The organism is Amycolatopsis sp. WGS_07 (genome assembly GCF_045278895.1).
GTDB lineage: Bacteria > Actinomycetota > Actinomycetes > Mycobacteriales > Pseudonocardiaceae > Amycolatopsis.
Map to the genome: position 1 here is coordinate 8,118,120 of NZ_CP136053.1, position 26,337 is coordinate 8,144,456.

A 26,337-nucleotide genomic window follows, 5' to 3' on the forward strand; every position below is an offset into this window, starting at 1 on the left:
TCCGTGCCCGGCAACGCCGAGCACAAACCTGCCCCCGGCGCCACCGCGCGAAACCTCCGGCCCAGCGCGCCCGCCGCACCGCCCCGCACCCGGGACGGCCCGACGGGCGGACGGCTACTCGCCGCCCTTCTGCACGTAAGCGCGGACGAAGTCCTCGGCGTTCTCCTCCAGCACGTCGTCGATCTCGTCGAGAATCGTGTCCACGTCCTCGCCGAGCTTCTCCCGCCGCTCCTGGCCCGCCGCACCAGCGCCGTCGAACTCCTCGTCGGAGTCTCCGCCGCCGTGCTTCTCGATCTTCTCCTGCGCCATCTCGCCTCCCGGTCTGGCCGATGTTCCCTAGCCTACCCAGCGGTACCGACGAAAAGGGCCTTCAACCGGCCCGAAACGCCGGGATCGCGCTAGTCCGAACCGGTGATCGCCTCCACCAGCTCCTCCGCCGTCGCCGCCGCGTCCAGCAGCTTCCCGACGTGCGCCTTCGTCCCCCGCAACGGCTCCAGCGTCGGAATCCGCACCAGCGACTCCCGGCCCACGTCGAAAATCACCGAATCCCACGACGCCGCCGCGATCGACGACGCGTACTTCTCCAGCGCCCGGCCCCGGAAGTAGGCGCGCGTGTCCGACGGCGGATTCGTGATCGCCGCCTGCACCTCCTCCTCGGTGACCAGCCGCTTCATCGAACCCCGCGTGACCAGCCGGTTGTACAGCCCCTTGCCCAGCCGCACGTCCGAATACTGCAGGTCCACCAGCCGCAGCCGCGGCGCGCCCCACGCCAGCTGGTCCCGCTCCCGGTACCCCTCCAGCAACCGCAGCTTCGCGGGCCAGTCCAGCCGGTCCGCGCACTCCTGCGGATCCCGCGCCAGCGCGTCCAGCACCTCGCCCCACACCCGCAGCACTTCCTTCGACGCCTCGTCCGCGCCCGTGCGCTCGAGGTTCGCCGCCGCCAGCTCGTGATAGGCGAACTGCAGGTCCAGCCCGGTGAACTTCTTCCCGTTCGCCAGCTCGACCTTCGTCTTCAGCGTCGGGTCGTGGCTGATCTTGTGCACCGCCCGCACCGGCTCGTCCAGCTTCAGGTCGTCGAACCGCACGCCGGCCTCGATCAGGTCCAGCACCAGCGCCGTCGTCCCGACCTTCAGATACGTCGAGTGCTCCGACAGGTTCGCGTCCCCGATGATCACGTGCAGCCGCCGGTACTTGTCCGCGTCCGCGTGCGGCTCGTCGCGCGTGTTGATGATCCCGCGCTTCAGCGTGGTCTCCAGCCCGACCTCGACCTCGATGTAGTCCGAGCGCTGCGAAAGCTGGAAACCCGCCTCCTCGCTCTGCTGCCCGATCCCCACCCGGCCGGACCCGCACATCACCTGCCGCGACGCGAAGAACGGCGTCAGCCCCCGATCACCGCGGTGAACGGCGTCGACCGCTGCATCAGGTAGTTCTCGTGCGTGCCGTAGCTCGCGCCCTTGCCGTCCACGTTGTTCTTGTACAGCTGCAACGGCGGCTGCCCCGGCACGGTGGCCGCCTTCAACGCGGCCTCCTCCATCACCCGCTCGCCCGCTTTGTCCCAGATCACCGCGTCCCGCGCGTTCGTGACCTCCGGGGCGGAGTACTCCGGATGCGCGTGGTCCACGTACAACCGCGCACCGTTGGTGAGGATGACGTTCGCCGCGCCCAAGTCCTCCACGTCCGGGTCGTGCCCCGGACCGCCCGGCCCGGTCAGGTCGAACCCGCGCGCGTCGCGCAACGGCGACTCCACCTCGTAGTCCCAGCGCGCCCGGCGCGCCCTCGGGATGTCCGCAGCCGCGGCGTAGGCCAGCACCACCTGAGTCGAGGTGAGCACCGGGTTCGCCGTGGCGTCCCCGGGCACGGCGATGCCGTACTCGACTTCGGTTCCCATGATCCGACGCATGCCCACCACCCTACGGGTTCGACGCGTGCGACGATGCCCCCATGCCAGGCAGTGACGAACTCGTTGCCCTCTATGACGACGCAGGCCAGCCGGTAGGCGAGGCCCTCCGCTCCCGCGTACGAGCCGAAGGCCTCTGGCACGCCGCCGGCGTGGTTCTCGTCCGATCGGGCGACGGCCAGTCCGTCTACGTGCACCTGCGCACCCCCGACAAGGACGTTTTCCCGTCCACCTGGGACTGCTGGGCAGGCGGAGTAGTCGCCGCCGGCGAAACCCCCGCCGACTGCGCCCGCCGCGAACTGGCCGAGGAACTGGGCGTCCACGGAGTGGAACCGAAACCGCTGTTCACCAAGATCTACGACAACGGAAGCATCCGCTGCCACAACTTCGCCTACGAAGTCCGCTGGGACGGCCCCATCCACACCCAACCCGAGGAGATCGTGGAGGGGCAGTGGATCTCACTGGAGCACCTCCGGACCTGGGTCTTCGACCCCAACCCCAGCCGCCCCTTCATCCCAGACGGCCGCTCAGGCATCCAAGAATGGTTCCGCAACCACAAGAAGCTTTAAACCCAGCCACAACCGCGGGATCGCGTCGGCGTCTGACCGAGCGGGGTGCCCGGCCCCCTGGGGCCCAGCACCCCGCTCGGTCAGACGCCGACTAAAGGCGATCCCGCGCGCGCCGACGAAGTCGGCGCCAAAAGCACAGCTGGTGACCCTAGGCACCCAACGCCACTACAACTTCCCCGCAACCTTCGGCAGCAACCTCTTCGCCGCATCCTGCGCCCGCGCGGGCGTACTAGCCGCCACACTCAACGCCGACACCAGATTCCCCTTGGCCACCAGCACCGCACACGTCGAGCCCTCACACCATGCTCGCTGCACGGTGATTCCCGGCTGCGGCGGCAACTCCACCTCGGTGCCTGCGCAATGCGTGCCTGCGACGACGTCCTCGCCCGACCGATCCGCGTACATCGTGACCTCGTGCGTCAACGCCGACCCGCTCGGATAGACCCAGCTCACCGACTTGCGCTCCCCCGCAGCCAACCCGCTCAAACACCCGGAAACCCGCCCGGACCCCGGAGCGACTCCCTCCTCGGCAACGTCCGAATCGGACAGCAGGGCTGCCTCCGCGCGCCGCGGATCCGGGGCCGGTGAAGAAGAAACAACCGGCGGATCGACCGGACGCGACACCGGTGGTGCCACCGGGGCGCTCGTGTCCGGGACTGGATCGTCGTAGTAGGTCTCGAGGTTGTTGGGTCGGTTGCCGCATCCGGCGAGCCCGGCCAGCGCGCCCAGCCCGACCAGCACAGCGACTGCTGGCACCTGCCGACGACGCACGTTGCCCCTCCGCGCTCAGTGTTGCCCGTCCGCCCCGGGCCATGTTCGCCCGAGGGTAATGCAGCCGCTCAGCTCCACCCGAGGTGGGATCGGTGCGCCCAGTACTCCCGCGCGTCCTGCGCGAGTTCGCCCAGCACAGCGCGGTCTTCGTCGCTGAGTCGCACTCGCGTGGCAGCGAGGTTCGCGGCCAGCTGCGCCGGGCTCGACGGGCCCAGCACCGCCACCGGAGCCCACTCCTGCCCGAGCACCGCGGCTACCGCGATCGCGTCCGGGCCGACGCCGTGCGCCTCGGCGATCCGCCGCAGCGGCTCGGGAGCCTCGACCGCGAGCCGCCCGTTCGCGAGAGTTTCCTTGACCAGCACCCGTTTCCCGGCCGCCCGCGCCTCGGCCAGCGCCGGGCCGACGGACGGCTCGAACACGTTCCAAGTGGACTGAACCGACGCGAACACCGGCCGCCCGCCCGATTCCAGCTCGAACGCCCGCCGCACCACGTCGGCCTGCGCGGGTCCGGAGGTGGAGAACCCGACCTCGACGCCGCCGTCGGAAAGCGCGGCCAGCGCGTCGATCAGCGCGTCGTCGGAGAACAGCGGACTGTCCACAGTGAGCGAGTGCACCTGGTACAGATCCACGTGCCCGGCCAGGAGTTCCCGGGTCTGCGCCCACTGCTCGCGGAACCGCGGCAGCGTGTGTTCCTTGACCTCGTGGACCTCCGCGTCGAGCCGCCAATCGCCGACGTAGCGGTAGCCCCACTTGCTGGACACGGTGATGTCCTCGTGCCCGCGTTCGGCCAGCCAGCCGCCGAGGAACTCCTCCGAACGGCCGTAAGACCGCGCGACGTCGACCCACCGCACCCCCGCCGCGTAGGCGGCGTCGAGCACCGCGTGCGTCGCCGCTCGCATCGACGGCACATCCCGGACCTCGGGCAAATCCCGCCCCAGGTTGATATATGCCGGACGGCCGAGCGCGGCCAGGCCCACCGCGATGCGGTCCATCGGATCCCCTTGTCGTTGCTGTGTTTGGGAATTGCGGAAAAAGGTTAGGCGACGCGGCGCAGAGCGTTTTCCAATCGCCAGATGTATAGGTCGTTATACACTTTGTTTGTGCCGGAGGATGGCGAGCCATTGGCTGGAGTTTTGGGCTTGGCGGTGGAGTTTTTCGAGGCGGGCGGCGGGTGCTCGGACGTAGCCTTTGCCGAAGACCGGGGCGATTTGGCGAAGGCTGGCTCCCTCTTCGCGGGCGGCGAGGAGTGCCCAGTCGGAGGCGTCGGCGCAGGCCGCGGAGGCGCGGCGCAGCTCCCCCAGCAGGTCGATCAGGTCGTTGGCGTTCAGCTCCCCCGCTTGGACGGCCGCGGCGGTCGTCTCAAGCCAGGCAAGGACGTCGGCTTCGGTGATGGGCGGTCGCGGACGGACGCTGTCAGTGCTCACGCGGCGCAGTATAGGGCGTTATACACCAAGGTCGAGCGCAGTGACCGAAACCCGCTGGACTCCGGGCGTGGCGCGGACGTTGACTGGCCGCAGGAGTCAGTTGGCCGTTAACGGAGGTTCAGTGAGGTTCGGCATCGCCGCGCGCTTCGTCGCGCTCGCCGTCGTGTGGGGCGCGAGTTTTCTCTTCATCAAGGTGGGCCTGGAAGGGCTGTCGCCGGCCCAGGTGGCGTTGGCCCGGGTCGCACTCGGCGCGCTGACGCTCGGCGCGTTCCTGGTGCTGCGCAGGCGATCGCTCCCCCGCGATCCCGCGTTGTGGGCGCATCTCGCGGTGGTTTCAGTGTTGTTCTGCGTGGGCCCGTTCCTGCTGTACTCGTGGGCCGAGCAGTACGTGGCGTCCGGACTCGCCAGCATCTTCAACGCCACCACTCCCCTGCTGACCATGCTGTTCGCCGCGGCCGCGCTGCCCGCCGAACGGCTCACGCGGCCGAAAACCGCCGGACTGCTGCTGGGTTTCGCGGGCGTGCTCACGCTCGTCGGGGTCTGGCGCGGCATCGACCTGAGCCACGAAGTCCTCGCGCAACTCGCCTGCCTCGGCGCGACCACCTGCTACGGCCTGGCTTTCGTGTATCTGCGGAAGTTCGTTTCGCCGCGCAACCCCGACCCGGTCGTGGTCGCCTTCGGACAGACCGGTTTCGCCACCATCATCCTCCTGGCCGCGACGCCGGTGATCGCCGCGCAGCCGGTGCACCTGAATCTCGCCGTGGTCCTGTCGATGCTCGCGCTCGGCGTGCTCGGCACCGGCGTGGCCTACACCTGGAACACCGCCATCGCAACCGCCTGGGGCGCCGCCAATGCCTCTGCAGTGACCTACCTCACACCGGTGGTCGGGGTGCTGCTCGGCGTCCTGATCCTCGACGAACCGGTGCACTGGAACGAACCCGTCGGCGCGCTGCTGGTCGTGCTCGGGATCCTGGCGTCGCACGGACGGCTTTCCCGGGCGCGGCAACCGGTGCTGGAAAAGGTCTGAAACGGCCTGTGGGGCCGCCGGACGATGCCGGCGGCCCCACAGGTTCGCGCTTGCGCTACAGGTACTGACCGGTGTTCGTGGCGGTGTCGATCGCCCGCCCCGATTCCTGGTTCTTGCCGGTGACGAGCGTGCGGATGTAGACGATCCGCTCGCCCTTCTTGCCGGAGATCCGGGCCCAGTCGTCCGGGTTGGTGGTGTTGGGCAGGTCCTCGTTCTCCGCGAACTCGTCGACGATCGCGTCCAGCAGGTGCTGCACGCGCAGGCCGGGCTGCTTGGTCTCCAGCACCGACTTGATCGCCGACTTCTTCGCCCGGTCCACGATGTTCTGGATCATCGCGCCCGAGTTGAAGTCGCGGAAGTACAGGACTTCCTTGTCCCCGTTGGCGTAGGTGACCTCCAGGAACCGGTTCTCGTCGCTCTCCTCGTACATCCGCTCGACGGTGTGCTGGATCATCGCGTCGAAGGTGGCCTTCTGGTCCCCGCCGAACTCCGCCAGGTCGTCGGCGTGGATCGGCAGGCCCTCGGCCAGGTACTTCGAGAAGATGTCCTTCGCGCCCTCGGCGTCCGGCCGCTCGATCTTGATCTTCACGTCGAGCCGTCCCGGCCGCAGGATCGCCGGGTCGATCATGTCCTCGCGGTTGGAGGCGCCGATGACGATGACGTTCTCCAGCCCCTCGACGCCGTCGATCTCCGACAGCAGCTGCGGCACGATCGTCGTCTCCACGTCCGACGACACGCCGGAGCCGCGGGTGCGGAAGATCGAGTCCATCTCGTCGAAGAACACGATGACCGGGGTGCCCTCGGAGGCCTTCTCCCGGGCCCGCTGGAAGATCAGCCGGATCGACCGTTCGGTCTCGCCGACGAACTTGTTCAGCAGCTCCGGGCCCTTGATGTTGAGGAAGTAGGACTTGCCGTCCGCCGTGTCGCCGCGGGCCTCGGCCACCTTCTTGGCCAGGGAGTTCGCCACCGCCTTGGCGATGAGCGTCTTCCCGCAGCCCGGCGGGCCGTACAGCAGGACGCCCTTGGGCGGGCGCAGCTGGTACTGCTGGTAGAGGTCCGCGTGCAGGAACGGCAGCTCCACCGCGTCGCGGATCTGCTCGATCTGCCTGGTCAGGCCGCCGATGTCCTCGTAGCGGACGTCCGGGACCTCTTCCAGCACGAGGTCCTCGACCTCGGCCTTCGGCACGCGCTCGTAGGCGTAGCCGGCCTTGGAGTCCACCAGGAGCGAATCGCCCGGTTTGAGCGTCTGCTCGGCCAGCGGGTCGGAGAGCAGGACGACCCGCTCCTCGTCCGCGTGGCCGACCACGAGAGCGCGCGTGCTGCCGCCCTCGACGTCCGGTGCGAGCACCTCGCGCAGGGCGCACACCTCGCCGGTGCGCTCGAATTCGCCGCCTTCGACGACGGTGAGCGCCTCGTTGAGACGCAGCGCCTGCCCGCGCCGCAGCGACGAGACCTCCACCGCGGGCGACACCGAGACGCGCATCTTGCGCCCCGCGGTGTACACGTCCACCGTGTTGTCCTCGTACGCCTCGACGAACACCCCGTAACCGCTCGGCGGCTGGGCCAGCCGGTCGACCTCCTCGCGGAGGGCGAGCAGCTGCCCCCGCGCCTCGCGCAGGGTTTCGACGAGTTTCGTGTTCCGCTCGGTGAGCTGACTCACCCGTTCCGACGCCTCGGCGAGACGTTGTTCGAGAACGCGGTTCTGTCGCGGGGAATCGGTGAGCCTGCGGCGCAGCAGCGCCACTTCTTCCTCGAGAAAACGGATCTGCCGGGCTTGTTCCTCAGTTGTCTGCCCTGCTCCGCCGGTTGCTGAAGGGTCGGCCTCCTCGCGCCGACCTCCGGGAAGGTCATGATGCATCGGGCACCTCCTCGGAGTGCTTTTCATTCCACGGTACCGGCGATCACCGACAAGAAAAGGCCTTTCCGCATCACAAGACCGGCGCGTCGCGCTTTTTCCGGTCGGCAGCACGCCCGCGCGCGCAGCGCAAGCGGCCGATTCGGTGCCGCGCGCGGGATTCCGCTCGCCGCGGGTTTCCGCAACGCGGAACCGAACACGTTCCGGATGCCCCGCCCGGCGCCCGGCAAACCCGGATCTCGTCCCGACTCGCGGCCTGGCTGCGCGGAAACGCGCGCGGCTGGCTAGCATCCCCGGGTGGCCACGTTCCGCTGGTGGCCTGGACTTTCGCTAGCACGGCAGGGGGAACCGAAATGACTTATCCGCCGCAGCAGCCCGGCGGCTGGAACCAGGGCGGCCAGCAGCCGAACCCGTACGGGCAGCAGCCCGGCGGCCAGCAGCCGTACGGGCAGCCGCAGCAGGGCGGCTGGAACCAGGGCGGGCAGCCGCCGCAGGGCCCGCAGTCCGGCGGGTTCCCGGCCGCGCCCGGCGCACCCGGCCAGGGCGGCCCCTACCAGGGCGCATACCAGCAGCCGGGCGGTCAGCAGTTCGGGCAGCAGCCGGATCAATTCGGGCAGTTCGGGCAACAGCCGGACCAGTTCGGACAGCAGCCCGGCGGGCAGTTCGGGCAGCAGGGCGGGCAGTTCGGCGGCTTCGGCGAGGAGCCGCCGAAAAAGAAGAAGACCGGCCTGATCGTCGGCATCGCGGTCGCCGCGGTGGTCGTCCTCGGCGGCGCGACCGGCCTGGTCATCTGGCTCACCGGCGACAAGAAGGACGACACCAAGACCGCCGCCCCGCCCGCGTCCTCGTCGGCCCCGGCCGGACCGCAGTCGAGCGGCCCGAGCGGCAGCTCCTCGTCGTCCCCGTCGACCTCGGCGTCCTCGGGTTCGGGCAGCGGCGACTCCCCGGCCGCGGCCGGGGCGAAGCCGACGCCGGGCGAGCTGTTCCAGGCCGCGTCCGAGGCGTACAACAGCTCCGACACCGACGGGCTGTTCTCGCTGCTCTGCACCAGCCTCACCAAGGGACAGAAGCCGACCTCGCAGATGCCCTCGGGCATCCACTTCGAGCTGACCAGCAGCCCGCAGGAAAGCGGCGACCAGGCGACGGTGAAGTACCACGTCACCACGTCCAGCAAGACCGCCGACGGCACCCTCACCGCCCTGCGCCAGGGCGGGGCCTGGTGCCTCGGGAAGGTCAGCACGGACCACTGAGTGAGACGCCGGCTCAGCACGGCACTCGTCCTGCTCGCGGCCGTCGTCGCGGGCGGTGTCCTCGGCCTGGTCTTGATCGGCCTGCCGGGGCCCGCCCGCCCGACGAGCGAGCCGCCCAGTCCCCCGCCTCCGCCGCGCACCAGCGCGTCCGTTTCTCCCGCTCCCGAGGCCGATCAGGCGGCGGTGGCCACGCTGGCGCGGACTCTCGTCGACGCCATCACCCGCGCCGACTCGGCCGAATTCGGCACCCTCACGTGCAAACCGCAAACCGCGGCGGCGCTGAAGGAACTCCAAGCCACGTGGGACGCCGCGGGCCCGCTGCAGGTCTCGCTCACCGAACCGCCCGCGATCGCGGGCGACAAGGCCACGGTGACGGTGCGCGTCGAAGGTTCCGGCGGGCGCAAGGACACCCCGTTCCCGCTGCGTCGCGAGAACGGCCGCTGGTGCGTCCCTGGTTAGCCTTTGCCCTTGCTGGGCCGCCGCGAAACGCGCGGCGAAACCGTGCCGTCCGCGAGGCGGCGCGCGGTGAGCAGGAACGCGGTGTGCGCGACCATCCGGTGGTCCGGCCGCACCGCGAGGCCGACGACGTGCCAGGGCCGCATCAGCGTCTCCCACGACTCCGGTTCGGTCCAGCACTGCTGTTCCCGCAACGATTCAGTGACCCGGGACAGCTGCGTGACGGTGGCGACGTAGACGGTCAGCACGCCGCCGGGCACCAGGTGCGCGGCGACGTTCGGCAGCTGTTCCCACGGTGCGAGCATGTCCAGCACGACCCGGTCGACCTCGCCGGCGTGCGTGGCCAGATCGGCGACGGTGAGTGTCCAGTTGTCCGGCTTCTCGCCGAAGAACTTCACGACGTTCCGCTCGGCGTGCTCGGCGTGGTCGTCGCGGATCTCGTAGGAAAAGACCTGTCCCGCCGGGCCGACCGCGCGCAGCAGCGAGCAGGTGAGCGCGCCCGAACCGGCGCCGGCCTCGAGGACGCGCGCGCCCGGGAAGATGTCGCCCCACATCACGATCTGCGCGGCGTCCTTGGGGTAGATGACCTGCGCGCCGCGCGGCATCGACAGCACGTAGTCCGGCAGCAGCGGCCGCAGCGCGAGATACGTGCTGCCTCCGGCCGAAGTGACCACGCTGCCCTCGGGACGGCCGATGAGGTCGTCGTGCGCGAGCGCGCCGCGATGCGTGTGGTACTCGCCGCCGTCGGCGAGCGTGAGGGTGTAGTGCCTGCCTTTCGAGTCCGTCAGCTGAACCCGGTCACCTGCACGAAACGGTCCGCTGACCGACAACTTCTTCCTCCACTGAAACCCGGAACGCCGACGTCGAATCCTCGCAGGTCGTCCCCCGCGCGTCGTGCGCGGGTGCCCCTCACCGCGCGCGGCGGCCCTGCATCAGCGCGGCCCGCAGGTCTTCGCGGCGCAGCACGCCCGCCGGCCGCCCTTCGTCGTCGACCACGAGGAACTGCCAGGCGGGCGTCTCGCGGACGCGCTCGGCGATCTCCTCCCCCGGTTCCGACGCCAGCAGCACGGTCTCCGCGCGGATCGGCTCCGCGGCCTGTTCGGCGGGCGCGTGCGGGCTGAGGCTCGCCAGCTGCTGCGCGGCCTGCTCGTCCAGCAATCCCGCCGCGACCCCGTCCGCGCGCACCAGCACGACCCCGCGCCCCGCCGACGCCGCCAGCGCGTCGGACACCGGGCTTTCGGCGGGAAGCTGCAGCACCGGCCGGACCACATCGGACAGTTCCAGCCCCGCCGGCCAGCCGCGCCGGGCTTCCGCGGCCAGCTCGGACCGCGCGCCGAGGATCACGAACCACGCCGTCACGACGCACACGCCGAGCCGCAGCCACCGGTCCGGGCTCTGCATCGCCAGCCCGAGCAGCGCCCACACGATCAGCCCGGTCGCGACCAGCGCGCCGCCGGCGACCGCCGCCTTGGTCCCCTTGGCGCGCAAGCCGGTCATCGCCCAGACCCCGGCGCGCACGAGCCGTCCGCCGTCCAAGGGCAATCCCGGCAGCAGGTTGAAGAACCCGACCGCGAAGTTGGCCACCGCGCACTCCGCGACCAGCAGCCACACCGCACCGTCCGGCGGCACCGCGAACAGCAGCAGCGAGCAGAACCCGCCCAGCACCAGCGAAACCGCCGGACCCGCCGCCGCGACAAGCCCTTCCTGCCCCGGCCGCCGCGGCGTGCGGGCCACTTCGGACAGTCCGCCGAGGAGGAACAGCCGCAGCCGCCGCACCGGGATCCCGAGCCGCAGCGCGACGAGGCAGTGGCCCAGCTCGTGCGCGAGCACGGAAAGCCCGAGCAGCACCGCGAACGCGGCGGCGAGCAGCCACGCGGTCGGCGTCGAAACGTCCGGCAGCAGTCGTCCGACCAGCGGCGCGTACAGCACCACGATGATCAGCGACCCGATCCACCACGAGGGGGCGAGCAAAACGGGCACCCCGCCGACCCGGAACAGCAGCAGGCCGCCGTCCCCGCCGGCGCGCCGGGCGGGCCCGGCGCCGTGCTGACTGGTCGCGGCCATGCGGCCCAGCGTAGGGGTCCGGGTGTGGGAAGCCGGTGACCCGGTGTCCCCGGACGAGTGGTGTCGGTCTCGCCCGGCCTGCCCGGATCGCCGGGAAGGGCCCGCAGAGCCGGTCGGTCGACTGTCCACACGGGACGCAATTCAGCCAAAATGCCCGGTTGATGCCCATCTGACCGTATTCGCAGATATGGGCCCTTCCCGGCAGGTCGGGTCAGGCGGATTCCGGCTGGACGAGGTTCTCCAGATTCGCCCGCGCCACCTGCTTCCGGAACTCCCCGCGATACGAAGCGTCACCGGAATCGTGCATCGCGTCGGTCATCCAGACCGCCGCTGCCTGCCGCTCCCAGACATGGGCGAGACAGGTGTCCGAGTAGCCCTCCAGCGGGCCCGGGTCGTCCTTCTCCACCTGAGCGACGATCCCCTTGGCAAGCACCTCGGCGTCGTGCAGCGCGAGGCTCATGCCCTCCGCGCTCATCGGGGAAATCAGGTGCGCGGCGTCCCCGAGGAGGCACAACCGGCCGTAGCGCATCGGGCTGAACACCACCCCGCGCAACGGCACCACCTGCTTGGTCGCGATCGGCCCCCGCGCCACGGGCATGCCGAACCGCTCGGCGAGTTCGTCCCAGACCCGCTCGTCCGGCCAGTCGCCGACGGTGTCGTCCACCGGACACTGCAGGTAGACCCGGCTCGCGTTCGGCCCGCGGGTGATCTGCGCGGCGAAGCCCCGCGAATGCACCGCCATCACGGCCGCCGGGTCCGCGGGCACGTCCGTCATCGCCGACAGCCAGGCGTACCCGAACTCATAGCTGTGACAGGTGAGGAACCCGTCCGGAATCGCCGACCTGCTGACGCCCTGAAACCCGTCGGCGCCCGCGACGAATTCGCAGCTGATCGCCCCGTCCCGGTACCGCACCCGGGGCTGCTCCGTGTCGAGCCCCTCCAGCGCGACGTCCTCCGCCCCGAACCTGAGATCGCCGCCGTCGCGCAGGAAGATCCGGATGAGGTTCCGGACGAGAACCTGCTGCGGGATGAACGCGCCCGCGCCGTCCTCATCCGCGTCCATCCGCCACGCCCGCCGCTCGCCGTCGACCATCAGCGGCAGCACCACGTCGGACGGCCCGCCCCCGTGCTCCTCGACCGCCTCGCCCACGCCCCATTCGCGCAGCATCCGCACCCCGCGACCGTCGAGCGATCCAGCTCGCTGCCGCTGCTCCACGTACTCCCGGCGGTGCTTTTCCAAGACCACGCAAGGAATCCCGCTGCGCTGGAGAAACACCCCCAGCGCAAGCCCCGCGACCCCGCCGCCCACAACAACCACAGTGGTTTTCTCGTCTGCCTGATTCATGATCACCACTGTGTTCCGGCCCCTGCCCCGCGGACCACCAGCAACCGGGCAGCCGATGCCCCAAACCCGCCAATTACTCGGCGCGCTCGCGCAACTCAGCCTGATACCGCCCCGGCGTCTGCCCCACCAACGCCGTGAACGCCCCGATGAACGCCGACGGATTCGCCCACCCGCACGCGATCGCGGTATCCGTCACCGACGCCCCCTCCGTCAGCCGGAACAACGCGTGATGCACCCGCAGCACCGTGCGCCACCGATGAAAACTCATCCCGAGGTCGCTCTGAAACAGCCTGCTCAACGTCCGCTCACTAGCCCCCGCGAGCCGCCCCAGCTCAGCCAACGTCTCGCCCCGCCCCGGCTCGGCATGCAGCAACTCGGCAACCACGCGCAGCCGATCGTCCCGAGGCTCCGGCAGATGCAGCCCCTCCCCAGGCACCACCCCCAGCTCGTCCAGCACCACCGCCCGAACCCGCCGAGCCGCCTCAGCCGACCGCACCTCGTCCCCGGTCAAGGCCAAAATCCCAGCCCGCAACAACGGCGAAACCGCAAACACCCCAGCCCGCCGGCCCAACCCCCCGCACTCCTCGACGGGAACAGCCAGAATCCGAGTATCAGTGCGCCCGTAAAACCGATGCGAATGCCCCACCCCAGGAGGCGTCCAGCTAACCCGGTCCGCAGGAGCCACCCAAGTCCCAAACTCGGTGGTGGTACTGAAAACCCCAGACGCCGCATACACCAACTGCCCGTCGCGATGCGAGTGCCTGCCCATCAAAAACCCGCCCGGCAACCACCCCGCCCCCTGCGGCGTCATCCCCTCCGGCATCCCGGCCTCTCCTCTAACCCACAACCCCACCACCCCTTACCCAGCCACCCCTCACCCGACCACAACCGCGGGATCGCGTCGGCGTCTGACCGAGCGGGGTGCCCGGCCCCCCGGGGCCCAGCACCCCGCTCGGTCAGACGCCGACTAAAGGCGATCCCGCGCGCGCCGACGAAGTCGGCGCCAAAACACAGCTGGTGACCCTAGGCACCCAGTCCCCACCCCCACGTCACCACACCCCCGCCTCCCCGGGTCACCACAATTGTCGTACCCCAGCGTTACGCTCTGCCCCATGCCCGACACCGCCACGGTCACCACCCCTCCGGGGGAGACCAGTCCACCCGCCAGGAGGCGGCCCGCGTTGTCGCCGTCCCGGGCGAGCGACTTCAAGCAGTGCCCGCTGCTCTACCGGTTCCGCGCGGTCGACCGGCTGCCGGAGGTGCCCACGAGGGCGCAGCTGCGCGGCACGCTCGTCCACGCGGTCCTGGAGCGGCTTTTCGCGCTGCCCGCCGCCGAACGCGTCGCTCCGCGGGCGAAGGAGCTGCTCGCGCCCACGTGGACGGAGCTGTCCAGCGAGAGTCCGGAGTGGACGGAGCTGTTCGCGGACGGCGAACCCGGCGAGACGGAGAAGTGGCTGGCCTCGGCCGAAAAGCTGCTTGATTCGTATTTCGAGCTGGAGGATCCGAGCCGGCTGGAGCCGGAGGCCTGCGAGCTGCACGTGGAGATCGAGCTGGGCTCGGGCGTGCTGCTGCGTGGGTACATCGACCGGGTGGATGTCGCGCCGACCGGCGAGATCCGGGTCGTGGACTACAAAACCGGCGCCGCCCCGCGCGAGATCGGCGAGGCGAAGGCGTTGTTCCAGATGAAGTTCTACGCGCTGGTGCTGTGGCGGCTGCGCGGGGTCGTCCCGCGGCAGCTGAAGCTGATGTATCTCACCGACGGCCAGTCGCTGGCCTACACGCCGGACGAGGGCGAGCTGGTCCGGTTCGAGCGCACTCTCGAGGCGATCTGGCAGGCCATCCTGAAAGCGGGCAAGACCGGCGATTTCCGGCCGAACAAGGGCAAGCTGTGCTCGTGGTGCGACCATCAGGCGCACTGTCCGGAGTTCGGGGGCACGCCGCCGGAGTATCCGGGCTGGCCGGAGCCCGATCCGGGCGAGGAGACGGCCTTGGACCGGGCCGACTGATGGGCGACGCCTTCTTCCTCCCGCTCGGCGACGAGCGGTACGAGGCGACCGAGCACACCGTCGGTCCGTGGGATCCGGGCGCGCAGCATTTCGGCCCGCCCTCGGCGCTGCTCGTGCGCGGGCTCGAACACCTCGAGTCGGCGCATCCGGCCCAGCTGGCCCGGGTGACGGTCGAGATCCTCGGCCCGGCCCCGGTGGGCGTGCTGGAGCAGCGGTCCTGGGTCGAACGGCCGGGCCGGACGGTCGAATTGGTCCAGTCCGAGCTGTCCGCGAACGGCCGGACGGTGGCGCGGGCGTCCGGGTGGCGGATCGCGACGTCCGACACCGCCGGCATCGCCACCGACGGCGGTCCGCTGCTGCCCTCGGCCGACGCCGGGGCCGAGGCGGCCTTCCCCGACGACTGGCAGGGCGGCTACCTGCACGCGATCGAATGGCGTTCGGTGCGCGGCGCGATCTCCTCGCCCGGTCCGGCCGCGGTGTGGGGGCGGCAGCGGTATCCGCTGGTGGACGGCGAGGAGCCGACCGGCCTGCAGCGGCTGTTCGCCATCGCCGACTCCGGCAACGGGGTGTCGCATTTCCTGCCGACGGCGGACTGGTGGTTCATCAACTCGGAGCTGACCGTGCACCTGCGCCGGATCCCCGAGGGCGAGTGGATCGGGCTGGACGCGGTCACCCTGGTCGGCCCGCACGGGATCGGCACCGCGACCAGTACGCTGCACGATCGTTCCGGCCCGGTCGGCACCGGCGCGCAGGCTCTGCTGGTGCGCCCGCGACAGGCCGGGGGCGGATGAGCGCGCTGCGGCGCGCGAGTCCGATAGCCTTCGCGGAACGACCGACAAGGGAGCGCTCCGGCATGCAGATCACCTCGGTGGTCAACCAGAAGGGCGGGGTGGGCAAAACCTCGCTGAGCGTGGGCGCGGCGGCGGCCCTCGCCGAACGCGGCAGGCGGGTGCTGCTCGTCGACCTCGACCCGCAGGGGCACGCGACGACCGAGATGCTCGGCATGGACGAGGTCCCGGCGGACGCGCCGAGCCTGGCGAAGGCGCTGACCAAGCTGTGGAAGGGCCCGATCGAGCAGCTGGCCGTCCCGCATCCGCGCAGCAACCTCGGCCGCGGCGGCGCGTTCGACGTGATCCCGACGTCGCCCGGGATGTTCGACCTGATCCGCAGGCTGGACCAGTTCCGGGTGCCTGGCTGGCAGCTGGCCCGGGTGATCCAGTTCGCCCATTACGACCACGTGATCATCGACTGTCCGCCGGCCCAGGACGTGCTGACGAACAACGCGCTGGCCGCCTCGCACGGGATCCTGGTCCCGGTCCAGCCGGACAAGACGAGCATCCGCGCCCTGCGGCTGCTGTCCGAGCAGGTCCGCTACGTGGAGCAGACGACTGGCCGCTCCCCCATCGCGTGGTTCGGCATCGTGCCGGGCCTCTACCGCCGCCCGATCTCGCACTACGCCGCGGCCGCGCTGCAGGAGATGTACTCCTTCGGCGTCCCGATGCTCTCGCACGTCCCCCTTGGTGTGGTGATGAACGAGGCCGCCGCGCACGGCGTCCCGGTCACGACGTTCGCCCCGGAAACCATCCAAGCGGTGTCGTTCCGGGAAATCGCCGAAACGCTCGACGGCTATCTGGCGCAGAACCCCGGCCCCACCGAGGTTCCGGCCGACGACGAGTTCGTGTTCGAGGATTTCATTTCCGAGGTCGCGGTGGCCCGCAACGTCAACGACAACGGCGCGCGCAAGAAGCTCTACGACCTGATGCCGAAACGCCCGAACCGCCCACGCTGATCACTGTCCACATGCGACAGAGGGCGTCTCCCCGAAGAGAAGACGCCCTCTGCTCAAGCAGTTTCTACAACCGGCAGGACCTGATGTCCGAGGCCAGCACCGCCTTCGCGCCGGTCTCCGCCAGCTCGTCCATGATCCGGTTGACTTCCTTGCGCGGCACCATCGCCCGCACCGCGACCCACTTCTCGTCCGCCAGCGGGGCCACCGTCGGCGACTCCAGCCCCGGCGTGATCGAAATGGCCCGCTCGAGAATCTCCCGGGGGCAGTCGTAGTCCAGCATCATGTAGTGCTGCGCGAAAACCACGCCCTGCAGCCGGGCCGCCAGCTGCGATTTGGCCTTCGATCCCTCGCTCCCGGCGCGCTGCAGCAGCACCGCCTCGGACGCGCAGATCGGCTCGCCGAACGCGACGAGGTTGTGCTGGCGCAACGACCGTCCGGACTCGACCACGTCCGCGATCGCGTCCGCGACCCCGAGCTGGATCGAGATCTCCACCGCCCCGTCGAGCCGGATCACCTCGGCCTCGACGCCGTGGCGCGCGAGGTCGTCGCGGACCAGCCGCGGGTACGACGTCGCGAGCCGCTTGCCGTGCAGGTCGGCCGGTTTCCAGTCGCGCCCTGCGGGAGCGGCGTACCGGAAGGTCGAGGCGCCGAACCCGAGGGCGAGCACCTCGTCCACCGGCGCTCCCGAGTCGAGCGCGAGGTCGCGGCCGGTGATGCCGAGGTCCAGCTCGCCGGAACCGACGTAGATGGCGATGTCCTTCGGCCGGAGGAAGAAGAACTCGACCTCGTTGACCGGGTCGAGAACGGTCAGGTCCTTGCCGTCATGTCGCTTGCGGTAGCCCGCCTCGGAAAGCATCTCCGCCGAAGCGGCGGCGAGGGCTCCCTTGTTCGGCACGGCAACACGCAGCATTCGCTTTTCTCCTCGGTCTCCGGTGCGCGAGCGCGTCACAGGTAGCGGTACACGTCCTCGGTCGAGATTCCCCGGCCGAGCATGAGCACCTGCACCCGGTACAGCAGTTGCGAGATCTCTTCCGACAGCCGGTCGTCGGATTCGTGCTCGGCGGCGATCCACACCTCGCCCGCCTCTTCGAGCACCTTCTTGCCCTGGGCGTGGACTCCGGCGTCCAGTGCGGCGACGGTGCCGGACCCGTCGGGACGGGTACGCGCGCGCTCGGCAAGCTCCGCGAACAGCTCATCGAAGGTCTTCACGGTGCCGAATCCTTTCATCCCGCACCGGTCCGCGCCGCTCCGGGTGACCCGGAAGCCGCCGAGGTCACAGCGAGGGCAGCAGCGCGGCCAGTTCGGGCACGCCGACACCGGCCAGCGACGTGCGGAACACGCGCCGCGGCCCCTCCGGGACCGACACGTCGTTGGGCACCACGAGCACCGTGCAGCCAGCGCTTTCGGCGGACTCCGCGCCCGGCGGCGAGTCCTCGACCGCGACGCACCGCTCCGGGGCCACTCCAAGCAGTTCGGCCGCCTTCAAGTACGGCCTAGGGAGGGGTTTGTTCTGGCCGTCGACCTCGTCGCCGCAGACCGTGACGTCGAAGAAATCCCGCCCGATCGTGTCGAGCGCGAGTTCGGTCAGCGCCCGTTCGGTGGAGGTGACCAGCGCGGACTTCAGCCCGGCCGCGCGGACCGCGGCCAGCGCCTCGCGCGCGCCGGGACGCCACGGCAGCGCGTCGTCGAACAGCCCGGCGGTGCGGCGGCGGATCCACTCCCCCGTTTCCGCGACCGCCTCCGGCGTCACCGGACGCCCGGTCTGCTCCAGCAGCACGGTGGCGGTGGCGTCCATGTTGGACCCCACGAGCGTCATCCGGATTTCCTCCGAAAGCGTGCCGCCGAGCGCCTCGGCGGCCTCGTACAGCGCGACGTCCCACAGTTTCTCGGAATCGACGAGGGTGCCGTCCATGTCCCAGAGGACAGCCGCCAGTCCGTCCGAAGAGGACGGTGCAGTCACAGTTTCTCCTTGTCCGCCTGCCGTGCCCCGGTCGGGCCCGCTCCCCTCCAGCGTCCCACGCGGGCCGCCGTGAGCGGGGCCACACCTGCCTGGTGACACGCGAGGGCGGACACGCTGCGCAGCGTAGGCGGCCTAGGCCGTAGGCTGGTCAGGTGAGTGAGCCTGTCGACGAAACCCCGCGGCCCGGCGACCCGGAGCGCGACCGCACCGATGCCCAGCGACCTATCATGATCGTCGCTTTCGAGGGATGGAACGACGCGGGCGACGCGGCCAGCCAGGCGATCGAACACCTCCAGCTCACCTGGGACGCGACCCCGCTGGCCGAACTCGAGCCGGACGACTACTACGACTTCCAGGTCAGCCGCCCCACGGTGAAGATGGTCGACGGCATCACCCGCCGGGTCGAATGGCCCACCACGCGGCTGTCGGTGTGCCGCCCCGACGGCTTCGACCGCGACCTCGTGCTGGTGCAGGGCCCGGAGCCGAACATGCGCTGGCGGAAGTTCTGCGCGGAGCTGGTGGAGCACGTGCAGGAGCTGGACGTGTCGATGGTCGTCGCGCTCGGCGCCCTGCTCGCCGACACCGCGCACACCCGGCCGGTCCCGGTCACCGGGACGGCCTACGACAAGGACACCGCCAGCAAGTACCGGCTCGAGGTGAGCAACTACCAGGGCCCGACCGGGATCGTCGGGATCCTGCAGGACTACTGCGTGCAGGTCGGCATCCCGGCGGTGTCGATCTGGGCCGCGGTGCCGCACTACGTCTCGCACCCGCCGTCGCCGAAGGCCACGCTGGCGCTGCTGCACAAGCTGGAGGACGTCCTCGACGTCGAGATCCCGCTCGGCGCGCTGCCGGAGCAGGCCGAGGAGTGGCAGCAGACGGTCAGCGAGATGGCCGACGAGGACGAGGAAATCAGCGAATACGTCCGCAGCCTCGAGGAGCGCGGCGACGCCGAGACCGACTTCACCATGGAAGAGGTCTCGGGCGACAAGATCGCCGCCGAGTTCGAACGCTACCTGCGGCGGCGCCGGCCCGGCCAGGACGGCGGGTTCGGCCTGCGCTGACCCCTCGTGCGTGGCGATGCCGGTTCTAACCGGGATCGCCACTCACGACCCCCTCGGACCCGCAGCCCGCGATGCCAGGGACTTAAGCCGGGCGGCCTCAGCCTGCTGACCGTCCACAAAGGACGTCCGGGCCAGCGAAATGCCCGATCAATGCCAGAATGCCCGCTTCTTCAAGTCCGTGAAGGGCACCTTGAGGGAATCTGATTCCCTCAAGGTGCCCTTCACGGACGACGGACCCTGCTCCCGACGTCCGCAGCAGCCCCGGCGCAAGCCAACGGGCCGCCGGCGGCTTCAGCCTGGACGGACACGCCTCGGCTGCCGCCATAACGCCGCTTTAAGCCCCTGGCATTGCAACCAAGCTCGGGTTCTGGCGGCGGCGCCCATCTGGTGAGTGGCGATGCCGGTCAGAACCGGCACCGCCACTCACGACCCCTTGGCGCGCAGTCCTGCGATGACGGAGGCGTCGGCGTCGGTGGTGCGAGCCGCCGGGCTGGGGGGTCGTGAGTGTTTATCCCGGTTAGAACCGCGATCGCCACTCACGACCCGCCACGAGCGAGCGAACGCACCGTGATCACCGAGCTACGAACAGTGAACCTGGCCGCCCGGCGGGATGACGGTGCCTGCGCCGTTGACTGATCGCGCCGGGCTGCTCTGGTGCGTCTCCGAGCGGGTCTCGTTGACTGGTCTGGCGCGAGCGACGTCGCGCGGACCAGGAGGTAAGTGATGTTCGGCAAGGTACTGGCGGCGACCCTGCTCGCGGCGGGCGCACTGGCGGCGGCCGCGCCCGCGGCGTCGGCCGCACCGGTGAAGGCGGACGATTTCGGCGCCTGCATGGACTACGCCGTGGGTGCGTACGACATCGAGCCCTGGCTCGCCCACGACGCCTGCGACGCCAGCTCGTTCGAGGAGTGCTACTGGGTCCTTCGCCGCGCCTACGTCCCCGCGCACGTCGCGGGAACGGCCTGCCGGCTTTCGTTCGACTGATCCGCGCCGAGCCTGAGCGGACGCGGCCAGCCGGTCGTGTCCGCTCAGGCGGTGAGCAGCTTCCGCACCGGCACCGCACCACGAGCGCGCTTCCGCCACTCCCGCGGATAGCCGAGCGACACCTCTTCGAACCGCACGCCGTCGGCGGACGTCGTGCGCGGGATGTGCAGGTGCCCGTAAACCGCCAGTTCGGCGCGGTAGCGCAGGTGCCAGTCCTCGGTCTGCGTGGTGCCGCACCAGAGCGCGAAATCGGGGTAGTACAGCGGGTTCGTCGGGTGCCGGTGCAGCGGCCAGTGCGACATCAGGATCGTGCGGCGGTCGGCCGGGATCGCGTCCAGCCGGTCGCGGCTCACCTTCAGCCGCTGCTCGCACCAGGCCGCGCGGGATTCGTACGGGTCTGGGTGCAGGTAGTACTCGTCGGTGCACACCACCCCGACGTCGCGGGCGTGCGCGAGCGCCTCTTCGCGGGTCTTGCCCTCGGTCTCCGGGGTGCGCCAGCTGTAGTCGTAGAACACGAACAGCGGCGCGATCGTCAGCGGCTCCGGGCCGAAGTCCCACACCGGGAACTCGTCCTCGGGGGTGAGCACGTCGATCGCTCGGCACTGCTCCACCAGGAACTCGTACCGCGCCTGTCCGCGCAGCTGGCATTCGTCGTTCGGCGTGGTCCACAGCTCGTGGTTGCCCGGGACCCACACGACTTTCGCGAACCGCTCGCGCAGCGTCGCGAGCGTCTCCCGGACGACCTTGGCGGATTCGGCGACGTCGCCGGCGACGAGCAGCCAATCGCCGGGATCGTCGGGCACTACCTCGTCGACGATCGGGCCGTTGCCCTCGTGGGTCACGTGGAGGTCGCTGGTGGCGAAGAGAGACGGCACTCCTCCACCGTAACGACTTTCCGCGCCCGGAAGCGCCGGAACCGCCCATTCCCCCACCCCAGAACGACCAGCCCGGCACTCACATGGAGCCCTGCCTGCACGTTCAGCAGCACTGTCGGGCCGATCACCGCGACGAGCGCGCCGGCGAGCAGCGAACCGGCCGCCGTGCCCGCGGCCATCAGCGCGTACACCGTGCTCAGCACCCGTCCCGCGCGGTCCGGGCCAGTCTCCGCCTGCACGTGCGACAGCAGCCCCGCGCCGGCCACCACGGCGGGCGCGCCGACCGCCATGAACAGCCCGACGTACACCCCGAGCATCGTCGTCGCGCCCGGCAGATTCCAGATCGCCACCGACATCAGCCCGGCCGCGACCAGACCCCAGCCCTGCAGCAGCACCGGCGCGACCCGCCGGGCCAGCGTCGCCACCGCGAACCCGGCCGCCAGCCCGCCGATCGCCTGCACGCCGCGCAGCAGCCCGGCGTCGGCCTCGCTGCCACGGAGGATGTCGAGCACGAACACCACGAACAGCACCAGGAACATGCCCTGCGCGAGCGACGTCAGCAGCGCCGACACACTCGTCGCGCGGAGCCGCTTGCCCGCCAGATCACGGGCTCCGGCCAGCCAATCCGCCTGTTCGGGCACGGGCTTCCGCACCGTCACGCGCCGGAACGGGAACGCGAGCAGCATCCCCGCGACCGCGAGCGCGACGAGGTACCCGGCGATCACCCGGTCCAGCCCACCCCATCCCAGCAGCGCTCCGCCGGCCCAGCCGCCCGCGAGCCGCGCGACGCTGCCGTTCACGCTCATCAGCCCGTTCGCCGGGGTGACGTCCTCGACCCCGACCAGCTCCGGCACCAGCGCGCTGCGGGCCGGTTCGAACACCGAGGCCAGCCCCGCCTGCGCCGCCATCACCGCGTAGACCGCCGCGACCGGCAGTTCCGTGCCGATCAGCAGCGGCAGCACCACGAGCGCCTGGCCGACGCACACCACCGCCAGCACGACCCGGCGGTCCCACCGATCGGCGACCACCCCGGCGATCGGGCTCAGCAGCACCGCGGGCAGGAGCCCGAGCACGATGCTCAACGCCGTCGTGACCGCCGAACCGGTGCGGACGAACAGGTACACCGGCAGCGCGACCTGCAGCATCCATTCGGCGGTCTCGCCGAAGAACGCGGAGATCCAGAGCCGGGCGAATCCCGGCGCGGCGAGCAGCCGTCTCATACCGGTTTCCCGTCGTGGCCGATCCGGCGGAAGGCGCGCATGCCGAGGAAGACCGCGCGGGCGTCGGCGGGCGCGTCCTCGCGGATCGTGCTGACGTACGGCCGGATCAGATCGTCGATGGCCTTGGTCAGCGCGGTGACTTCCTCCGGCGTCGCGTACAGACCGTAGGAGAAGAAGCCGCCTGCCTCGCGCCAGTCCTCGTCGAGCTGCTCGATCGTGTCGAGGTACCGCTGGGTCAGCTCCTGCTCCTCGGCCAGTTCGGTGCCGGCGACCGCCAGCTGCGCCGCCGCGAGCGCGGGATCGCCGCCCGGGGAGCCGAGCACCAGGCCGACCTGGCAGGCCTGCCACGGACGTTCCCGGCCGTCGCCGCCCTCAGCGCGCTCGACGAGGCCGTGTTCGGCCAGCTTCCGCAAATGCCAGCTGCAGTTGGACGCTGTCGAGCCGACCGCGTCCGCGCATTCGCTGGCCGTCGACGGGCCGACCGCCATCAGGTGGTGCACCAGCGCCGAGCGCAGCGGGTGCGCGAGCGCCCGCAGCAGCTCGACGTCGTCGACCCGCTTGCGCGGGGGCAGTTCAGTCATCGGGGGCCCGGCCTAACTCTGAAGGGATTCTTTCGAAACGACTCTTTCAGAGTTGCAGGAGGGTGGTGCGGCGTCAAGAGCGGAAAAACCATTTGCCAAGCGGGACGGGCTCCGCGTTATGCTCCGGCCCATCATGGACAGCTGAGCCGAGCCCTCCCCGCATCGAGGCCGCTCCCGGTCGAGCCCTGCTCCCGGGAAGCCACTGCGTTGCCCGTCGGGGATTTCGCTTCCACCGCAAAGGCCCGGTGATCACTCATGTCTACCGTCCTGCACGCCACCGACCTCGTTTTCGGCTACGGCGCCCGCACCGTCCTCAACGGGGTCTCGCTCGTCGCGTCGCCCGGGAGGCGGATCGGGCTCGTCGGCGAAAACGGCGTCGGAAAATCCACCCTGCTCAGGCTGCTCGCCGGGCTCGAAGTCCCGCGCGCGGGCTCAGTGGTGCGGCACGGCGACCTCGGCTTCCTGTTCCAGGAGCTGCCGTTCGCCGGCACCGCGACGGTTTCCGACGTCCTCGACGAGGCACTGTCGGAGATCCGCACCGCCGCGGCGACGCTCGACAAACTGGCCGCCGTGCTCGCCGAACGCCCGGACGACCCGGAAGTGCTCAGCGAGTACGGCCACGTCCTGGAATGGGCACAGGCACACGACCTGTGGGACGCGGACCGGCGCGCGGACCTGGTCCTAGCCGGTCTCGGGCTCGGCGACATCAAGCACGACCGGCGGCTGCACACGCTCTCCGGCGGGCAACGGTCCCGGCTCGGACTGGCCGCCCTGCTGGTGCGGCGGCCGCGCACGCTGCTGCTCGACGAGCCGACCAACCACCTCGACGACAACGCGATGGAGTTCCTCGAGCGGCATCTCGCGGAGCTGACCGGCGTCGTCGTGCTGTCCTCGCACGACCGCGTGTTCCTCGACGCGGTCTGCACCGACATCGTGGACCTGGACCCGGTTCCGGCGGACCGCCGCGTCGGCGGCGCGACGCGCTACGGCGGCAGCTACACCGCGTACCTCGGCCACAAGAAGGCCGAACGGGCGCGCTGGGAACAGCGATTCAACGAAGAACAGGAGGAACTCAAGCAGCTGCGGGAATCCGTGCACGGCACCGCGCGCCGGGTCGCGCACGACCGCGCGCCCCGGGACAACGCGAAGATGCTCTACGACTTCAAGACCGGCCGGGTGCAGAAGCAGATTTCCCGCCGGGTCCGCAACGCACAGCTCAAGCTGGACACGCTGGAGCGCGAGCAAGTCCGCAAACCGCCTGCGCCACTGCGGTTTCGGGCCACGCTCACCGCGGACACCACCGGCGAAGGCCCGGCGGTGTCGGTGCGCGGCATCGCGGTGCCGGGTCGCGTGCAGCTGGACGAACTCGACGTGGACCGCACCGCGCGGCTCCTCGTGACCGGTGGCAACGGGGCGGGCAAATCCACCCTGCTGTCCGTGCTGGCCGGTCAGCTCACCCCCTCGGCCGGGACTGTCCACTTCGGACCCGGCGTGCGGGTCGGGTTGCTGGAGCAGGATGTCACGTTCGCCCGGCCGAAGCGGACCGCGCAAGAGGTGTATCGCGCCGCGGCCGGTGACGCGGCTCCGTCACTGTCCACGCTCGGGTTGCTGCCGCCGAGGGAACACGACCGTCCGGTCGGCGAGCTTTCGGTGGGACAGCGCCGCCGGCTGGCACTGGCCGTGCTGCTCGCTGAGCCGCCGGACGTGCTGCTGCTGGACGAGCCGACCAACCACCTGTCGCTCAGCCTGGCCGAGGAACTGTCCGAAGCCCTCGACAGCGCACCGGGCGCGGTCGTCCTCGCTTCGCATGATCGGTGGCTGCGGCGGCGCTGGGAAGGCGACCACCTCGCACTGGCTGATGGCCACCGCGAGGGGGTCTAGGTCGTTATACAGTCAGCGGGGCTGGACCGGCGAAGGTCCGGCCCCGCTGCTGGCAGCTCAGAGAACGATGCCCAGCAGGGCGTCCACGGCTTCCTTGATCAGGCCCGGGGCGGTCTCGTCGGTGCCGTCGCGGCGCAGGGCCGAGGTGACCCACGCGTCGATCGCCGTCAGGGCTTTCGGCGTGTTCAGGTCGTCGGAGAGGTGGTCGCGCAGCCGGGCCACAGTGTCCCCCGCCTCCGGTCCAGCGGGCAGCGCCACCGCCTCGCGCCAGCGGGCCAACCGGTCCTTGGCCTCGACCAGCAGCTGGTCGGTCCAGGCCCGGTCCTCACGGTAGTGGCCAGCGAACAGGGCCAGCCGGATCGCCGCCGGGTCGACGCCGTCGGCGCGCAGCCGCGACACGAAGACCAGGTTGCCGCGCGACTTCGACATCTTCTCGCCGTCGAGCCCGATCATCCCGGCATGCACGTAGTGCCGGGCGAACGGGTGATCGGCGGCGACGGCCTCGGCGTGCGCCGCGCTGTATTCGTGGTGCGGGAAGATCAGGTCGGATCCGCCGCCCTGCACGTCGAAGCCGAGGCCGAGCCGGTTCACCGCGATCGCGCTGCATTCGATGTGCCAGCCGGGCCGCCCCGCGCCCAGCTCTGACTCCCACGACGGCTCGCCCTCGCGCGCGACGCGCCACAGCAGCGCGTCCAGCGGATGCCGTTTGCCGGGACGGTCCGGGTCGCCGCCGCGCTCGGCGAAGAACTTCGCCATGGTCTCGGCGTCGTAGTTCGACTCGTAGCCGAACCGGCCGGTCGCGCTGTGGTCGAAGTAGATGTCCGGGAACTCGGCGTCGTCCGCGCGGTAGGCGCTGCCGTCGGCGAGCAGCTTCGCGATCACCTCGACGATCTCCGGGATCGCCTCCACCGCGCCGACGAACTGGCGCGGCGGCAGCACCCGCAGCGCCTCCATGTCCTCGCGGAACAGCGCCGTTTCGCGCATGCCGAGCACGATCCAGTCGTCCGAATCGCGTTCCGCGCGCTCCAGCAGCGGCTCGTCGATGTCGGTGACGTTCTGGACGTAGTGCACCTCGTGCCCGTTGTCCCGCCACACCCGGTTGACCAGGTCGAACGCGAGGTAGGTGGCCGCGTGGCCGAGGTGCGTCGCGTCGTAGGGGGTGATGCCGCAGACGTACATCCGGGCGGCTGCTCCTGGCGCCGTCGGGCGCACCTGCCCGGTCGCGGTGTCGTGGAGCCGGAGGGGGCGGGGCGTGCCGGACAGCCGGGGAACGGCGACGGAGGACCAAGTCTGCATACCTCCGACTGTAAGCGTGACGT

26 protein-coding genes and 1 pseudogene are annotated in these 26,337 nt (G+C 70.5%); 10 read left to right on the forward strand and 17 right to left on the reverse strand.

What is annotated here, in order from left to right:
* Window positions 1–114: 114 nt before the first annotated feature.
* Window positions 115–309: a ubiquitin-like protein Pup gene (locus RPX00_RS38085; protein ID WP_037363480.1), complete on the reverse strand. Its 195-nt coding sequence runs from the start codon at window positions 307–309 to the stop codon at window positions 115–117.
* Between the two features lie 89 nt (window positions 310–398).
* Window positions 399–1,900: pseudogene (gene dop / locus RPX00_RS38090) on the reverse strand (depupylase/deamidase Dop).
* A gap of 41 nt (window positions 1,901–1,941) precedes the next feature.
* Between dop and RPX00_RS38095 the strand changes: the two are divergent.
* Window positions 1,942–2,466, forward strand: coding sequence for an NUDIX domain-containing protein (locus RPX00_RS38095; RefSeq protein ID WP_406632796.1), 525 nt, complete (start codon window positions 1,942–1,944; stop codon window positions 2,464–2,466).
* Window positions 2,467–2,631: 165 nt separating this feature from the next.
* Here the strand turns inward: RPX00_RS38095 and RPX00_RS38100 are convergent, their stop codons facing one another.
* The 3 genes from RPX00_RS38100 to RPX00_RS38110 form a co-directional block, all read right to left on the reverse strand.
* A complete protein-coding gene (locus RPX00_RS38100; RefSeq protein ID WP_406632798.1) occupies window positions 2,632–3,237 on the reverse strand; it encodes a hypothetical protein in 606 nt (201 codons plus the stop codon).
* Between the two features lie 68 nt (window positions 3,238–3,305).
* The gene (locus RPX00_RS38105) at window positions 3,306–4,229 is read right to left on the reverse strand and encodes an aldo/keto reductase (RefSeq protein WP_406632800.1); all 924 of its coding nucleotides are present in this window, start codon (window positions 4,227–4,229) and stop codon (window positions 3,306–3,308) included.
* A gap of 93 nt (window positions 4,230–4,322) precedes the next feature.
* Window positions 4,323–4,661 carry a hypothetical protein gene (locus tag RPX00_RS38110; protein ID WP_406632802.1) on the reverse strand — a complete coding sequence of 113 codons (339 nt, stop codon included), beginning with the start codon at window positions 4,659–4,661 and terminating at the stop codon, window positions 4,323–4,325.
* A 121-nt stretch (window positions 4,662–4,782) separates the two neighbouring features.
* Between RPX00_RS38110 and RPX00_RS38115 the strand changes: the two genes are divergently transcribed.
* Entirely contained in the window at window positions 4,783–5,688 is a 906-nt protein-coding gene (locus RPX00_RS38115) for a DMT family transporter (RefSeq protein WP_406632804.1), read from the forward strand.
* Between the two features lie 55 nt (window positions 5,689–5,743).
* Here RPX00_RS38115 and arc read toward each other — a convergent pair whose 3' ends face one another.
* A complete protein-coding gene (gene arc, locus RPX00_RS38120; RefSeq protein WP_406632806.1) occupies window positions 5,744–7,546 on the reverse strand; it encodes a proteasome ATPase in 1,803 nt (600 codons plus the stop codon).
* A gap of 350 nt (window positions 7,547–7,896) precedes the next feature.
* On the opposite strand from arc, the gene RPX00_RS38125 reads away from it, so the two are divergent.
* Together RPX00_RS38125 and RPX00_RS38130 are read left to right on the forward strand one after the other, a co-directional pair.
* Window positions 7,897–8,793: a hypothetical protein gene (locus RPX00_RS38125; protein ID WP_406632808.1), complete on the forward strand. Its 897-nt coding sequence runs from the start codon at window positions 7,897–7,899 to the stop codon at window positions 8,791–8,793.
* The gene (locus RPX00_RS38130; protein WP_406632809.1) at window positions 8,794–9,252 is read left to right on the forward strand and encodes a hypothetical protein; all 459 of its coding nucleotides are present in this window, start codon (window positions 8,794–8,796) and stop codon (window positions 9,250–9,252) included. It abuts the gene before it with no gap.
* Here the strand turns inward: RPX00_RS38130 and RPX00_RS38135 are convergent.
* From RPX00_RS38135 to RPX00_RS38150, 4 genes are all read right to left on the reverse strand, one after another.
* Entirely contained in the window at window positions 9,249–10,079 is an 831-nt protein-coding gene (locus tag RPX00_RS38135) for a tRNA (adenine-N1)-methyltransferase (protein WP_406632810.1), read from the reverse strand. The two genes, RPX00_RS38130 and RPX00_RS38135, sit on opposite strands and share 4 nt — an antisense overlap.
* A gap of 79 nt (window positions 10,080–10,158) precedes the next feature.
* Complete coding sequence (locus RPX00_RS38140; RefSeq protein ID WP_406632812.1) at window positions 10,159–11,313, reverse strand: M50 family metallopeptidase; 1,155 nt, start codon at window positions 11,311–11,313, stop codon at window positions 10,159–10,161.
* 211 nt (window positions 11,314–11,524) lie between these two features.
* The gene (locus RPX00_RS38145) at window positions 11,525–12,658 is read right to left on the reverse strand and encodes a 4-hydroxybenzoate 3-monooxygenase (protein WP_406632814.1); all 1,134 of its coding nucleotides are present in this window, start codon (window positions 12,656–12,658) and stop codon (window positions 11,525–11,527) included.
* Between the two features lie 73 nt (window positions 12,659–12,731).
* Window positions 12,732–13,481 carry a helix-turn-helix domain-containing protein gene (locus tag RPX00_RS38150; RefSeq protein ID WP_406632815.1) on the reverse strand — a complete coding sequence of 250 codons (750 nt, stop codon included), beginning with the start codon at window positions 13,479–13,481 and terminating at the stop codon, window positions 12,732–12,734.
* Between the two features lie 289 nt (window positions 13,482–13,770).
* On the opposite strand from RPX00_RS38150, the gene RPX00_RS38155 reads away from it, so the two are divergent.
* The 3 genes from RPX00_RS38155 to RPX00_RS38165 all read left to right on the forward strand — a co-directional run bounded on the left by RPX00_RS38155 (window position 13,771) and on the right by RPX00_RS38165 (window position 16,453).
* Complete coding sequence (locus RPX00_RS38155) at window positions 13,771–14,664, forward strand: RecB family exonuclease (RefSeq protein ID WP_406632817.1); 894 nt, start codon at window positions 13,771–13,773, stop codon at window positions 14,662–14,664.
* Window positions 14,664–15,455: a thioesterase family protein gene (locus RPX00_RS38160; RefSeq protein ID WP_406632819.1), complete on the forward strand. Its 792-nt coding sequence runs from the start codon at window positions 14,664–14,666 to the stop codon at window positions 15,453–15,455. The genes RPX00_RS38155 and RPX00_RS38160 overlap by 1 nt, the downstream gene beginning before the upstream one ends.
* A 62-nt stretch (window positions 15,456–15,517) precedes the next feature.
* Window positions 15,518–16,453, forward strand: coding sequence for a ParA family protein (locus tag RPX00_RS38165; RefSeq protein ID WP_101439862.1), 936 nt, complete (start codon window positions 15,518–15,520; stop codon window positions 16,451–16,453).
* 64 nt (window positions 16,454–16,517) lie between these two features.
* Here the strand turns inward: RPX00_RS38165 and hisG are convergent, their stop codons facing one another.
* The 3 genes from hisG to RPX00_RS38180 form a co-directional block, all read right to left on the reverse strand.
* Window positions 16,518–17,363 carry an ATP phosphoribosyltransferase gene (gene hisG, locus RPX00_RS38170; RefSeq protein ID WP_406632822.1) on the reverse strand — a complete coding sequence of 282 codons (846 nt, stop codon included), beginning with the start codon at window positions 17,361–17,363 and terminating at the stop codon, window positions 16,518–16,520.
* 35 nt (window positions 17,364–17,398) lie between these two features.
* Window positions 17,399–17,662: a phosphoribosyl-ATP diphosphatase gene (locus tag RPX00_RS38175; protein ID WP_027927607.1), complete on the reverse strand. Its 264-nt coding sequence runs from the start codon at window positions 17,660–17,662 to the stop codon at window positions 17,399–17,401.
* A gap of 64 nt (window positions 17,663–17,726) precedes the next feature.
* Window positions 17,727–18,413, reverse strand: a complete 687-nt coding sequence (locus RPX00_RS38180) for an HAD family hydrolase (protein ID WP_406632824.1) — start codon at window positions 18,411–18,413, stop codon at window positions 17,727–17,729.
* Window positions 18,414–18,565: 152 nt separating this feature from the next.
* Here RPX00_RS38180 and RPX00_RS38185 point away from each other — a divergent pair, with 152 nt between their 5' ends.
* Both RPX00_RS38185 and RPX00_RS38190 read left to right on the forward strand, forming a co-directional pair.
* Window positions 18,566–19,477 (forward strand): PAC2 family protein, encoded by a 912-nt coding sequence (locus RPX00_RS38185; RefSeq protein WP_406632826.1) that lies wholly within the window; start codon window positions 18,566–18,568, stop codon window positions 19,475–19,477.
* Between the two features lie 723 nt (window positions 19,478–20,200).
* Entirely contained in the window at window positions 20,201–20,461 is a 261-nt protein-coding gene (locus RPX00_RS38190; RefSeq protein ID WP_406632828.1) for a hypothetical protein, read from the forward strand.
* A 44-nt stretch (window positions 20,462–20,505) separates the two neighbouring features.
* On the opposite strand, the gene RPX00_RS38195 is transcribed toward RPX00_RS38190, so the two are convergent.
* The 3 genes from RPX00_RS38195 to RPX00_RS38205 are packed head-to-tail and all read right to left on the reverse strand — an operon-like array spanning window position 20,506 to window position 23,137.
* Complete coding sequence (locus tag RPX00_RS38195; RefSeq protein ID WP_406632829.1) at window positions 20,506–21,336, reverse strand: metallophosphoesterase family protein; 831 nt, start codon at window positions 21,334–21,336, stop codon at window positions 20,506–20,508.
* Window positions 21,300–22,556, reverse strand: coding sequence for an MFS transporter (locus RPX00_RS38200; protein WP_406632831.1), 1,257 nt, complete (start codon window positions 22,554–22,556; stop codon window positions 21,300–21,302). Before RPX00_RS38200 ends, RPX00_RS38195 begins: the two co-directional genes overlap by 37 nt.
* A complete protein-coding gene (locus RPX00_RS38205) occupies window positions 22,553–23,137 on the reverse strand; it encodes a winged helix-turn-helix domain-containing protein (RefSeq protein ID WP_406632833.1) in 585 nt (194 codons plus the stop codon). Before RPX00_RS38205 ends, RPX00_RS38200 begins: the two co-directional genes overlap by 4 nt.
* Before the next feature lie 255 nt (window positions 23,138–23,392).
* Here RPX00_RS38205 and RPX00_RS38210 point away from each other — a divergent pair, with 255 nt between their 5' ends.
* On the forward strand, window positions 23,393–25,018 hold the full coding sequence (locus RPX00_RS38210; protein WP_406632835.1) for an ABC-F family ATP-binding cassette domain-containing protein: 1,626 nt from the start codon (window positions 23,393–23,395) through the stop codon (window positions 25,016–25,018).
* 57 nt (window positions 25,019–25,075) lie between these two features.
* On the opposite strand, the gene mshC is transcribed toward RPX00_RS38210, so the two are convergent.
* On the reverse strand, window positions 25,076–26,314 hold the full coding sequence (gene mshC / locus RPX00_RS38215; RefSeq protein ID WP_406632837.1) for a cysteine--1-D-myo-inosityl 2-amino-2-deoxy-alpha-D-glucopyranoside ligase: 1,239 nt from the start codon (window positions 26,312–26,314) through the stop codon (window positions 25,076–25,078).
* Window positions 26,315–26,337: the final 23 nt, after the last annotated feature.